Annotated in this window: 8 protein-coding genes; 4 read left to right on the top strand and 4 right to left on the bottom strand. The window is 58.6% G+C overall.

Going from position 1 to position 12,590, the window contains the following annotated elements:
• Positions 1-36: 36 nt before the first annotated feature.
• A complete protein-coding gene (locus tag EKL02_RS08520; protein WP_128901650.1) occupies positions 37-489 on the bottom strand; it encodes a thioesterase family protein in 453 nt (150 codons plus the stop codon).
• Entirely contained in the window at positions 486-1,637 is a 1,152-nt protein-coding gene (locus tag EKL02_RS08515; protein WP_128901649.1) for an iron-containing alcohol dehydrogenase, read from the bottom strand. Before EKL02_RS08515 ends, EKL02_RS08520 begins: the two co-directional genes overlap by 4 nt.
• A 264-nt stretch (positions 1,638-1,901) precedes the next feature.
• Here EKL02_RS08515 and EKL02_RS08510 point away from each other — a divergent pair, with 264 nt between their 5' ends.
• Genes EKL02_RS08510 through EKL02_RS08495 form a run of 4 tightly spaced genes read left to right on the top strand, consistent with a single transcriptional unit; the run spans position 1,902 to position 4,993 of the window.
• On the top strand, positions 1,902-2,912 hold the full coding sequence (locus EKL02_RS08510; RefSeq protein ID WP_128901648.1) for an XdhC family protein: 1,011 nt from the start codon (positions 1,902-1,904) through the stop codon (positions 2,910-2,912).
• Complete coding sequence (locus tag EKL02_RS08505) at positions 2,913-3,569, top strand: nucleotidyltransferase family protein (protein WP_241687838.1); 657 nt, start codon at positions 2,913-2,915, stop codon at positions 3,567-3,569.
• A complete protein-coding gene (paaY, locus tag EKL02_RS08500) occupies positions 3,562-4,164 on the top strand; it encodes a phenylacetic acid degradation protein PaaY (RefSeq protein ID WP_128901647.1) in 603 nt (200 codons plus the stop codon). The genes EKL02_RS08505 and paaY overlap by 8 nt, the downstream gene beginning before the upstream one ends.
• The gene (locus EKL02_RS08495; protein ID WP_241687837.1) at positions 4,154-4,993 is read left to right on the top strand and encodes an alpha/beta hydrolase; all 840 of its coding nucleotides are present in this window, start codon (positions 4,154-4,156) and stop codon (positions 4,991-4,993) included. Before paaY ends, EKL02_RS08495 begins: the two co-directional genes overlap by 11 nt.
• A 50-nt stretch (positions 4,994-5,043) precedes the next feature.
• Here the strand turns inward: EKL02_RS08495 and EKL02_RS08490 are convergent, their stop codons facing one another.
• Positions 5,044-10,134: a HAMP domain-containing protein gene (locus EKL02_RS08490; protein ID WP_241687836.1), complete on the bottom strand. Its 5,091-nt coding sequence runs from the start codon at positions 10,132-10,134 to the stop codon at positions 5,044-5,046.
• Positions 10,135-10,157: 23 nt separating this feature from the next.
• Positions 10,158-12,362, bottom strand: coding sequence for an EAL domain-containing protein (locus tag EKL02_RS08485; protein ID WP_128901646.1), 2,205 nt, complete (start codon positions 12,360-12,362; stop codon positions 10,158-10,160).
• Between the last annotated feature and the right edge of the window lie 228 nt (positions 12,363-12,590).

Below are 12,590 nucleotides of genomic sequence, written 5' to 3'. Positions count from 1 at the left end.
TTTCAGCTACCGCGATGAAATCGCGTAAATGCACGTCTAGGCCGTGCCCGCCTGCACGCGCAAGGGTTCCAGCGCGCTGCGCAGCGGCTGCGGCAGGGCCGTCGGACGGTTGGAGGCGCGGTCGACATAGACGTGGACAAAATGCCCCTGAGCTGCGGCAACGTCGTCGTCATTGCGGAAAATTCCGAGTTCATAGCGCACGCTGCTGTTACCCAGGTGGGCGACCCGCACGCCGACATGAATCGTGTCGGGAAATGCGATCGAGCTGAAATAGCGGCACTGGGTTTCGACTACGAGTCCGATCACCTCGGACTTGGTGATATCGAGCGCTCCCTGGCCAATCAGGTATTCATTGACCGCGGTGTCAAAGTACGAGTAATAGACGACGTTATTGACATGACCGTAGGCATCGTTATCCATCCAGCGCGTCGTGATCTGGTGGAAATGGGCAAATGCTGCACGGGATTCCGGGGATTTTTTTTCGCTCACAGTACTACCTCGTAAATGGCAAGCGCGTCGTCGTAACCGATCTCGCGCGGGTTGTTAACAAGAAGTCGGGTTTGTTTCATGGCATCTACCGCCAATTGCTGGAGATCGGATTGCTGGATGCCAACTTGTGACAGGCGTGTTTGCAAACCAAGTTCAGCTGGCAATTGGGCAAGTTTGTCGACCAGTGCCTGACATTTTTCCCGGGCGCTACCAAAGGCGCCTGGCACGACAATGTCGGCCAGTTCGGCATACAGCCCTTGAGCTTGCCTGGCGTTAAATTGCAATACGGCCGGCAACACCAGCGAATTCGACAATCCATGCGGCACATGAAAGCGGGCGCCGACTGGATAGGCCAATGCATGCACCCCTGCAACCGGCGCATTGGCAAATGCCATACCCGCGAGCATGGCCCCCAGCAGCATGTTGTGGCGGGCTTCGCGATTGCTGCCATTGCGACAGGCCTCATGAATATTGCCACACAATAAGCGCAACGCTTCGCGCGCAAGGCAATCGGAAACGGGGTTTTTCAAACGCTTGCTTGTGTACGCCTCGATCGCATGCACTATCGCGTCAACGCCCGTTGCAGCAGTGACCAATGGCGGCAGGCCCAGCGTGAGATCAGCATCCAGGACAGCCCAATCAGGCACGATTACTGGCGTTACGACGCCTTTCTTTTCGCCTTCCCCCGTGGTGACGATAGAAATCGGCGTCACCTCCGACCCGGTACCAGCAGTAGTGGGCAGCAAGATCAGCGGCAGGCGCGGCCCCTTGGCCTGCCCCACCCCATAGACACTTGCCAAGCTCTCCTTGCCAACCGCCAGCAATGCCACCAGTTTTGCCACATCCATCGAACTGCCGCCACCCAGGCCGATAATGCCATCCGCATCCGCACGCCTTGCTGCGGCAGTGGCAGCAGCAATCACCGCCTCCGGCGGGTCGGCCTGCACGTCGGTATAAATAGTGACCGCAATGCCGCTGGCGTCCAGCCCCTGTAATGCCGGCCCCAGCAAACCCGCTTGCTCGACGCCCTTGTCCGTGACCAGCAACACTGAGCGGCAGCCGAGCCCGGCCGCCAACTCGCCGACCCGAGCCGAACTGCCCGGCCCAACGAGGCTGGAGCGCGGCGATTGAAATTCAAAAGTCTGCATGTCGTCTCCTCTTTATTCTTTTGGGGAAATTTCGCCCCAGAAATAGCGTATTGAACGCATTTCGTCACTTGCATAACTAAACTATACACACCGACATTCGGCTTTGCAAGCAGGGGATAGAATTTTTTTATTCACTATGTATTTAAGCTTTTTTTGCCACACACCCCTTTACTTTAAGTACTTTCATAAATAGACTTATTGCTTGCAATAGGAATTCAAACTGAATTCCGTCAGGTGTGCAGGCATGACAACCAAAGGATAAACATGGACAGTATCGACCATGAAGTTTTGAAGGCCGCAATCAACTGGTCGCAAAGCGGCGCCTATACGGTACTGGCAACCGTAGTGCGCACCTGGGGTTCGGCGCCGCGCCCAATTGGCTCGATGATGGTCATGCGCGAAGACGGCCATGTCCGCGGCTCGATCTCCGGCGGATGCATTGAAGACGACCTGATCCGTCAGATCCGCTCCGGCGAATACCGCGCCACCCTCCCGCAGACGCTCACTTATGGCATCTCCGCCGACGAGGCTCACCGCTTCGGCCTGCCCTGCGGCGGCACCCTGCAGATCGTGCTTGAATGCGTCACTGAAAAGTCGCATATTCCGGCGCTGCTGAAGTCGGTCAGCCAGCAGGGCTTGATGACCCGCGAACTTGACATGCTTGACGGTACCGTGACGCTTACCCCGGGCGCGCACGCCATGGCACTGGCATTTGACGACCAGCGCTTGGTGACCGTACATGGACCGCGTTATCGATTGATCATTGTCGGAGCCGCGCAGTTGTCACGCTACGTTGCCAGCATGGCCCAAAGCCTGGACTATGAAGTCATCGTCTGCGATCCGCGCGAAGAGTATCTGGACGAATGGGACATCGAGGGCGTACAACTATCGCGAGAAATGCCGGACGACCTGATTCTGGAACTTGAGCTCGATGCCCATAGCGCAGTGCTGACCCTGACGCACGATCCCAAACTGGACGACATGGCCCTTCTGGAAGCCTTGAAATCGCCGGCCTTCTATGTTGGCGCCATTGGCTCGCGCGCAAACAATGCCAAAAGACGCGAGCGGCTAGCCCTGTTCGACATCAGCGAAGCCGAAATCGGACGGCTGCATGGACCGGTAGGCATGTACCTGGGTGCCAGGACACCGCCGGAAATCGCCATTTCCATCCTGGCTGAAATGACTGCCCTCAGGAATGGCGTGCCCGTGCTGCAGACACATGCCTTGCGCCCCCACCCCGCCGCATCAGCGGAAGCAAGCTGCGCGCCAGCCTGAATGACCAATCCGCACCTTGACCGCGAGACAAGCGCCATGGACCAGGAACTAACGAAAGGCTATACCGGGATACTGCTGGCAGCTGGCCGCGGTGCCCGCTTTGATCCATCCGGTCAACAGAACAAGTTGCTGCAATTACTGCCCGATGGCACAACGGTAATAGCCCATGCCGCACGCAACCTGCGTGCCGCGCTCGATTCCGCAATCGTCGTGATACCGGCAGGCTCTCCGTTGCTATGCGCGCACCTGTCGTCCGAAGGCTTTGCGGTGAGCAAGTGCCTGGATGCCGCCAGCGGCATGGCCGCATCGCTGAAACATGGGCTACGGCTGACACCGCACGCTACCGGCTGGGTTATTGCGCTGGGCGACATGCCATTCATCCAGGCAAACACCGTGACCAGGCTGGTCGCGGCGCTGCGGCAAGGCGCCGATATTGCCGTGCCATGCTATCGCGGCCGCCGGGGCAACCCGGTGGCGTTCAGCCGACGGCACCTCGACTTGCTGTTGCAATTATCCGGCGACAGGGGCGCTCGCGAGCTGCTTCAATCCCTGCCGGTGCAGGAAATCGAGGTCGATGATGCGGGCGTATGCCGCGATATCGATACCGTTGCAGACCTGCGTAATTGCCGACACTCAAAGGAGACTGTTCATGCTTAAGGTTTACGCCATCGATGGCGTCACGCCTGTGGTGCATCCGTCCGCCTACGTGCATCCAAGCGCCGTGCTGATCGGCGATGTAGTGATAGGTCCGCGCTGCTATATCGGCCCGCTGGCCAGCCTGCGCGGCGACTTCGGCCGCATCATCATCAACGAAGGCGCCAATATTCAGGATACCTGCGTGCTGCACGGGTTTCAGGAATGCGATACGGTGGTGGATGTCGATGGCCATATCGGCCACGGCGCAGTGCTGCATGGCTGCCGCATCGAGCGCGATGCCCTTGTGGGCATGAATGCTATCGTCATGGACGACGCCGTGATCGGCGAATCGAGCATCGTCGGCGCCGGAGCATTCGTCAAGGCAGGCATGATCATACCGGCGCGAAGCCTCGTGGTCGGCGCACCGGCAAAGATCGTGCGCAATTTGCGTGAGGACGAGATTACCTGGAAGCGCCTGGGTACCCTGCAATACCATGAACTGGTTACGCGTTCGTTGAGCAGCATGCGTGAGGTCATGCCCTTGACCGAAGTCGAACCCAACCGCAAGCGGGTACAGACGGCGACACTCAACAAGCCTAAGGTCCGTGGGGCCTGAGAAATTCCTGCAAGCCTGTAATGACGAGTATGCGCGGCAACACATCTCCATATCCACCAGCGATGGTGCTCACATATTGGAGTTTGCGTGGATTGCACCCGAGCGGGAGAATGTCCCGCTGATTGTCTTTTTACATGAAGGCCTGGGATGCCTGTCCATCTGGGAAGACTGGCCGCAAAGATTGTGCGACGCATCCGGCTGCCGCGGCCTGGTATTTTCCCGTTACGGTTACGGCCATTCCAGCCAGCGCTCGCCTCAGCAAGACTGGCCTAGTGACTACCTGACCCGGGAAGCACATGAAAATTTGCCTGCGCTATTCGTCGCGCTCGGCATTGACCCGGCACGCGACAAACCAGTTCTGTTCGGGCACAGCGATGGGGGCACGATCGCGCTGCAGTATGCTGCCCGCTTCCCGCAAGCGATCGCCGGTGTCATTTCGGTCGCGGCCCACGTATTCACCGAAACCATAGGCTATGAACGCATCTGCCACCTGCAAAACGCCTGGCGCACAGGCGGCTTGCGTGAGAAGCTCGCCCGCCTGCATGACAATCCGGAGGGCGTTTTCAACGGCTGGAGCAGCTTATGGTTGTCCCCCGGGTTCCAGGCCTGGAATATCACCCCGGAGCTTGCATCGATTCGCTGCCCGCTACTTGCCGTCCAGGGCCGGCAAGACCAGTACGGCACGCTCGCGCAGCTTGACGCTATCAAACTACAGGTTGCGCAGGCAGAATTGCTGACGCTGGAGGCGTCCCGCCACGTACCACACCTTGAGCAACCGCAGGCACTACTGGAAGCAAGCCTGCGCTTTCTGCATTCGCTCCCAAAATAGAGTCATTCCACTGTCTGACGGTCATCGTCGCGTCCATGTGCGCTTCTTTTTCATTTCGCCAGCAAGGTATGCAACTGCGATAGCAATTGTTCAGAGTCAACCGGCTTGGATGCATAGTCCGAAGCGCCAGCCCGCAGGCATTTTTCCCGGTCGCCCTTCATCGCCTTGGCGGTCAGGGCAATGATGGGCAAATCCTTGAATTGCGGGTCACTGCGAATCTGGCGCATGGTTTCGTAACCATCCATGTCCGGCATCATGATATCCATCAGCACGATATCAATACCTTGAGTATCCTGCAGGCGTGCAACCGCGTCCCGCCCCAACTCGGCTGTCACCACGACCATTCCCTGGTTTTCCAGAAGCCCCGTCAGCGCAAACAGATTGCGCGCATCGTCATCGACGATCAGCACTTTTCGACCTTCCAGCGACTGTCCGTCCGCCACCTTGCCCTCCGCCGCCTTGCGCTTTGTCTCGGGCAGCGCATCTTGCACCCGACGCAGAAACTGGGACGTCTCCAGCTTCAGGCGTTCGAACGTAAGATCGTATTTCGCCACCACGGCCGCATCCAGCTGCCCGAGCAAGGTTTCCGTCTCTTTATCAACTGCGCGCGCCGAATAAATCACTGCAGGAATACCGGCAAGCGCCGGATCGCTGCGAATTTTCTTCATCAGGGCAATCCCGTCCATGTCCGCGAGGTCAAGGTCCAGCACAATGCCATGGTAGGGCCTGCTGTACAGCGCGGCCAGCGCTTCGGCAGCACTTGATACCGCATCCAGGTCGACATCCTCGCGCTGCAACGCATTCATGAGGGCTTGGCGCTTGCCGGGATCCCGTTCGATCACCAGCAAGGCCCGGATTGGCCGCGCCACGTTGTGGGTGATCTTCTCGAACACCTGTGCCAGGGCATCCACATCGGAGGGCTTGGGGGTATAGCTGGCGATGCCATGCTGGCCAGCGGCGACCGGCCGGTCGCGTATCGAAATGACGTGAATCGGGATGTCGCGTGTCATTGGCTCTGTTTTCAGGCGGTCCGCTACGCTCCACCCATCCATATCCGGCAGGATCAGGTCCAGCGTGATCGCATCCGGCTGAAATTTACGGGCAAGTTCCACCCCCTCTTCGCCGCCGGTCGACACCAGCGTCTTGAAACCTCGCTCGCGCGCCATCGCTTGCAAGGAACGGGCGAAAACCGGATCATCTTCGATAATCAGCAACAGCGTATCCTGCGACGAAATGGTCGAGCGATCATCGCGGACCGGCGTCTGGATCAGCGATTCCTGTTTCGATCCGGGCCGTTCTGACGACAACTGCTGCGGCAAGTAGAAAGTAAAGCGGCTGCCGGCGTTTTCCTCGCTCTCGGCCTGCAACTCACCGCCCAACAGGTAGGCGATTTCTCTACTGATGGCAAGCCCCAGTCCGGTACCGCCATAACGGCGCGAAGTGCTGGCATCGGCTTGCTGGAACGCCTCAAAAATCAGCCGCTGCTTGGATGCAGGAATGCCGATGCCGGTATCGGCAACAGTGAAGGCAATGACCAGCTGCGCGCGATTGAGAATCTGGTGCTCGGGATTCCAGCCGGCACGCGCAATTCTGGCGGAAAGCGTGACGCTGCCACGGGAAGTAAACTTGATTGCATTGGACAACAGGTTCTTGAGAACCTGCTTCAGGCGCAACGCGTCGGTGCGCAGGTACTGCGGCAGATCAGCGGCGAAATCGACCGTGAATGCGAGGCCTTTTGCCTCTGCCAGATGGCCAAAAGTCCGTTTGACATGGTCGACAAGTTCAATGGCCGGCACGTCTTCGATATCGAGTGTCACGCTGCCGGACTCGATCTTGGACAAATCAAGGATATCGTTGATCAAATGCAGCAGATCGCTGCCGGAATCATGAATGATCCGAATCATCTCAAGCTGTTTTTCCGACATGTTGCTCTCGCGATTCAGTCGCAACTGCTCCGCCAGCAACAGCAAGCTGTTCAGCGGTGTGCGCAATTCATGCGACATGTTGGCAAGGAATTCGGATTTGTATTTCGACGTCAGCGCCAGTTGCTCGGCTTTTTCCTGCAAGTTGCTGCGGGCAATTTCAATTTCGCGGTTCTTGCGCCCGACCTCGGCATTTTGTTCAGACAGCTGCAACGCTTTTTGTTCAAGTTCGGCATTGGTTTTCTGCAGCTCATCCTGCTGCACTTTCAATTCACCTGCCAGCGATTGGGATTGCTGCAGCAGCATTTCCGTGCTCGTTGCGGACTCGATCGAGTTGAACACGATGCCCAGGCCCTCGGCCAGCTGGTCGAGAAAATTCAGGTGAATCGCCTGAAAATGGCCGAAAGCAGCCAGCTCGATCACTGCCTTGACCTGGCCTTCAAACAAGATCGGCAGCACGACAATGTTGCGCGGCGCCGCCTGTCCGAGTCCGGATACGATCTGGACATAATCATCCGGCAAATCGGTGATCAATATGCGCTCTTTTTCAAAAGCGGCCTGGCCGACCACACCCTCGCCGATTTCCCACGCTTTTGACAGGTTTTTACGCTCCTTGTAGCCGTAGCTTGCCATCAGCGCAAGATGCGTTCGCGCATTGGGTCCCTGCCCCTGGGTGTGCATCAGGTACAGTACCGCATGCTGCGAGCCCACCAGAGGCGCCAGTTCGGATAGCAGCATGCGCGATACCATGATGACGTCACGCTGCCCCTGCAGCATCCGGGTCAGGCGCGCCAGGTTCGTCTTCAGCCAGTCCTGCTCGGTATTGCGCTCGGTGGTTTGCTTGAGGTTGAGAATCATCTGGTTGACGTTATCCTTCAGAAGCGCCACCTCGCCGCGCGCCACCACCTGGATCGATCGCGTCAGGTCGCCCTTGGTCACGGCGGTCGCGACCTCGCCGATCGCGCGCACCTGCGTCGTCAGATTGGCGGCCAGCTCGTTGACGTTGTCCACCAGGTCTTTCCAGCTGCCTGACGCACCGGGCACGACCGCCTGACCGCCCAGCAACCCCTCCACGCCGACTTCGCGCGCCACCCGAGTCACCTGGTCGCTGAAAGTCGCCAGGGTATCGACCATGTTATTGATGGTTTCTGCAAGCGAGGCCACTTCCCCCTTGGCGGGCACCATCATCTTCTGCTTGAGGTTGCCGACTGCCACCCCGGTAACCACCTTGGCGATGCCGCGCACCTGGTCGGTGAGGTTGTCGGCCATCAGGTTGACGCTTTCCGTCAGGTCTTTCCACACGCCTGAAATGCCCTTGACGACCGCCTGGCCGCCCAGCTTGCCTTCAGTGCCCACTTCCCTCGCCACCCGCGTCACTTCGCTGCCGAAGGCATTGAGCTGGTCCACCATGATGTTGATGGTGTTTTTCAGCTCCAGGATTTCGCCGCGCACGTCGACCGTGATCTTGCGCGACAAGTCGCCATTGGCCACCGCCGTTGTCACCGTTGCGATATTGCGCACCTGCGCGGTCAGGTTCGATGCCATGAAATTAACGTTATCGGTCAGGTCCTTCCAGGTGCCGCCTACGCCGGGCACGTAGGCCTGCCCGCCCAGCCGGCCTTCGGTGCCGACTTCCCGCGCCACCCGCGTCACCTCGCCGGCAAAGCCGTTCAACTGGTCCACCATGGTGTTGATGGTTTCCTTCAGCTGCAACACCTCGCCGCGCACGTCCACGGTGATTTTCTTGGAAAGGTCGCCATTGGCCACCGCTGTCGTCACCGTCGCGATATTGCGCACCTGGTCGGTCAGGTTACTCGCCATCAGGTTGACGTTTTCGGTCAGGTCTTTCCAGACACCGGATACGCCCGGCACCTGGGCCTGGCCACCCAGCTTGCCTTCGGTGCCGACCTCGCGCGCCACCCGCGTCACTTCGCCGGAGAAACTCTTCAACTGGTCCACCATGACGTTGATGGTGTCCTTCAGCTGCTGCACCTCGCCTTGCACGTCGACGGTAATCTTGCGCGACAGGTCGCCCTTGGCCACGGCCGTGGTGACTTCGGCGATATTGCGCACCTGGTTGGTCAGGTTGCTTCCCATGGCATTCACGCTGTCCGTCAAATCCTTCCAGACACCATCCACGCCCATCACCTGGGCCTGGCCGCCCAGCTTGCCTTCGGTGCCGACCTCGCGCGCCACCCGCGTCACTTCGCCGGCAAAACTGTTCAACTGGTCCACCATGATGTTGATGGTGTCCTTGAGCTGCAGGATCTCCCCCTGCACGTCGACCGTGATCTTGCGCGACAGATTGCCCTTGGCCACGGCCGTGGTCACTTCGGCGATATTGCGCACCTGGTTGGTCAGATTGTTGGCCATCAGGTTGACGTTTTCGGTCAAGTCCTTCCAGACACCGGACACATCCGGCACCTTGGCCTGGCCGCCCAGCTTGCCCTCGGTGCCGACCTCGCGCGCCACCCGCGTCACTTCGCCGGCGAAGCTGTTCAGCTGGTCCACCATGATGTTGATGGTGTCCTTGAGCTGCAGGATCTCTCCCCTGACGTCCACCGTGATCTTGCGCGACAGGTCGCCCTTGGCCACGGCCGTGGTCACTTCGGCGATATTGCGCACCTGGTTGGTCAGATTGCTCGCCATCAGGTTCACATTCTCGGTCAGATCCTGCCAGACCCCCGAAGCCCCGCGGACTTCCGCCTGCCCGCCAAGCTTGCCTTCGGTGCCGACCTCGCGCGCTACCCGCGTCACCTCGCCGGAGAAGCTGTTGAGCTGGTCGAGCATGGTGTTAATGGTGTGCGCATTCTTGAGAAACTCGCCTTTCAGGGGGCGGCCTTCGACTTCCAGGTCCATGGTCTCGGTGAGCACGCCGCGCGCGACGGCGCCAATCACCCGGCCGGCATCCCGCACCGGCTGCACCAGGTTTTCGATCAGCGAGTTGATCGCATTGACTTCGCTGCCCCAGGCGCCATCGACTTTGCCGAACATCATGCGCTGCCCGAGCTTGCCTTCAGTACCGACAATAATGGAAACCTGTTCGATCCCGTTGGCCAGATTCTGGTTTATCGTCACGATTTCATTGAATGCATCGGCGATCCTGCCATCCATGCCATCCCAGTCGAGCGGCAGGCGCACATTGAAATCGCCATTGCGTACCGCGTTGAGCGCCTTGAGCAGCATTGCCTTGTCCAGCACAGTGTTTACTTGCGCCACATCGGCCTCCTGTTACTTCGCGATCAGTGAATGAGATCGAAGCGCCCGCGTTTCAGCAGTTGCAGGGCTTCGTCGGTCGGTACGGGCTTGCTGAAATAGTGGCCCTGCATTTCGTCACAATCATTTTCGACTAGAAACGCCACCTGTTCGGCCGTTTCCACGCCCTCGGCAATCACGGTCAGTCCCAGGCTATGCGCAAGGCTGATGATGGCAAGTACGATGGCCGCGTCATCGGAATCGCTGGCAATGTCGCGCACAAAGGCTGCGTCGATTTTCAATTTATCGAGGGGAAAACGTTTGAGGTAGGCTAGCGATGAATAGCCCGTACCGAAATCATCGATTGAAATGGTGACGCCAAGGTCCCGGATCTCGTGCAGCGCCTGGATTGCCCTGGCCGGATCCGTCATGACGGCCGACTCCGTAAGTTCTGCTTCCAGCATGGTCGCCGGTATGCCGGATTCCTGCAGGGCCGCTTCAATATTCCTGGCCACGCTATCCTTGCGAAATTGCGAGGCAGACACATTGACCGCAACCGGACAACAGTAATCGATTTCTGCGCGCCAGCGCTGTATCTGCCGGGCGGCCTCCCGCAACGCCCAGTTGCCGATTTGCTCAATGCGCCCGGTCTCTTCCGCGATCGGAATGAATTGACTCGGCGGCATCCATACACCGTCAGCCTGGGGCCAACGGATCAGCGCTTCGAAACCGCAGATTTCGCCATTACGAGCACTTACCTTGGGCTGGTAATGCAGCAGGAATTCTTCCTGCTGTATCGCCTGCTGCAAGGCGCTGCCAACGGCCAGCCGCCGGCTGGCTGCTTCGTTCATGCTGGAGGCAAAAAACGAGAAGCGGCCGCGTCCTTCCTGCTTGGCGTGATACATGGCGGTATCGGCATTGCGCAGCAGTTCGTCGATGTCATGTCCATCACCAGGAAATATTGCAATGCCAATGCTAGGCGACACCCGCAGTTCGCTGCCGCCAATCCGGCAAGGCGCCGATACGGTTGCCACGATCTTGTCGGCGACCAGCGCGGCATCGCGCACATCGTTCAGACCCGCCAGCAATACCACGAATTCGTCACCGCTCAACCGGGCGACCGTGTCGCCTTCGCGCACGCACTTGCCAAGGCGTTCCGCGACTTCCTGCAGCAAACGGTCGCCGGCGGCATGGCCGAGCGTGTCGTTGATATCCTTGAAGCGGTCGAGATCGATGAACAGCACCGCGACGGGCGCATTTTTTCGCCCAAGATGCGCCGTCGCCTGTTTCATCCGGTCCACCAGCAGCAAGCGGTTTGGCAGGCCCGTCAGCGCGTCATGAACGGACTGGTGCAGGATGTAGGCTTCCATCTCCTTGCGTTCGCTAACATCGCGCGACACGATGACGACTTGCGTCACTTTGCCGGCGGCATCATGAATCAGGCTTGCTTCCGATTCGAGATGGCGCTCGCCACGCTTGGACATTTGCACCCGGTAATGCACACGTTGTTGCGTCTCGCCTGTCATTAACTGCGCAAATGCTGCGCGGACGCGCTCGCGGTCGTCCGGATGGACGATGTCGAAATAGTCGGCATCGGCCCGGATATTTTTGCCGAATTCAGACTGATATGAAGGACTCGCGTATACCCAGGTCGCTCTGGCGTCGAGCAGCGCGACGAAGTCGCCTGCATGCTGGATGATCAGCCGCTCCGCCTCGCTGTTTTGCAGCATGCCGTCGGGCGGATGACGCGCGCCGATCTCGGCGCGCAGCACTTCGTTCAGGCGCGTCACGTGCTCCAGTTCCTGCCTCAGGGCGCGGTTCTGATGCTCCAGGTCGGAATCCTTGCGGCCTGCCTGGCGCTTGTTCTGCGCCAGATCAATGAATACCTGGGCCTTGGACTTCAGGACTTCCGGGGCGACCGGCATGAAAAGATAATCGACCGCGCCGAGCTCATAGCCGATGGCCCGGTCAAGGTCGGTGGCCCGATGCGATGTAAGAAAAATGATCGGCGTGAATCTGGAGCGCGGCCGTTGCCGGATCAAACGGGCAGTTTCAAACCCGTCGAGGCCGGCCATCTTGACGTCCAAAACGATCACCGCGAAATCCTGCTTGAGCAGGCACATTAATGCTTGCTCGCCGGAAGTCGCAGTTTCTATCGGGACGTCAAGGTCAGTCAGGATTGTATGCAACGCAAACAACGCGCCCGGGTCGTCATTTACAAGCAGGACTTTGATCTCATCGGCTAGAACCATGTATAAGCTAGTCTATTTGAAATAAATTTATTCCATGTTTCATTGCGCCTAAAATCACATCAGGAAAATACTCAGCGGCACACATATATTTCCTTCATTCAAGGAAACATACTTAGAATTTTTCCCGATAAAAAACAAAAACAGGACAAATTATGATTCGGGAAATTGCTTAAGGTTCAATGTGGCGCCGGAAAACAAAGCGGGAATGCGGGAAGAATTGACAGTAAA

The sequence above is a fragment of the Janthinobacterium sp. 17J80-10 genome (assembly GCF_004114795.1).
Lineage (GTDB): Bacteria > Pseudomonadota > Gammaproteobacteria > Burkholderiales > Burkholderiaceae_D > Paucimonas.
The sequence above is the reverse complement of the archived record's forward strand: the minus strand, read 5'-3'. Positions and strand labels throughout refer to the sequence as shown.

Excerpts from the sequence above, each read along its gene's own strand:
- EKL02_RS08505 (WP_241687838.1), top strand. The coding sequence starts at position 2,913 with ATGACCAATCCGCACCTTGACCGCGAGACAAGCGCCATGGACCAGGAA.
- paaY (WP_128901647.1), top strand. The coding sequence starts at position 3,562 with ATGCTTAAGGTTTACGCCATCGATGGCGTCACGCCTGTGGTGCATCCG.
- EKL02_RS08515 (WP_128901649.1), bottom strand. The coding sequence starts at position 1,637 with ATGCAGACTTTTGAATTTCAATCGCCGCGCTCCAGCCTCGTTGGGCCG.
- EKL02_RS08485 (WP_128901646.1), bottom strand. The coding sequence starts at position 12,362 with ATGGTTCTAGCCGATGAGATCAAAGTCCTGCTTGTAAATGACGACCCG.
- EKL02_RS08510 (WP_128901648.1), top strand. The coding sequence starts at position 1,902 with ATGGACAGTATCGACCATGAAGTTTTGAAGGCCGCAATCAACTGGTCG.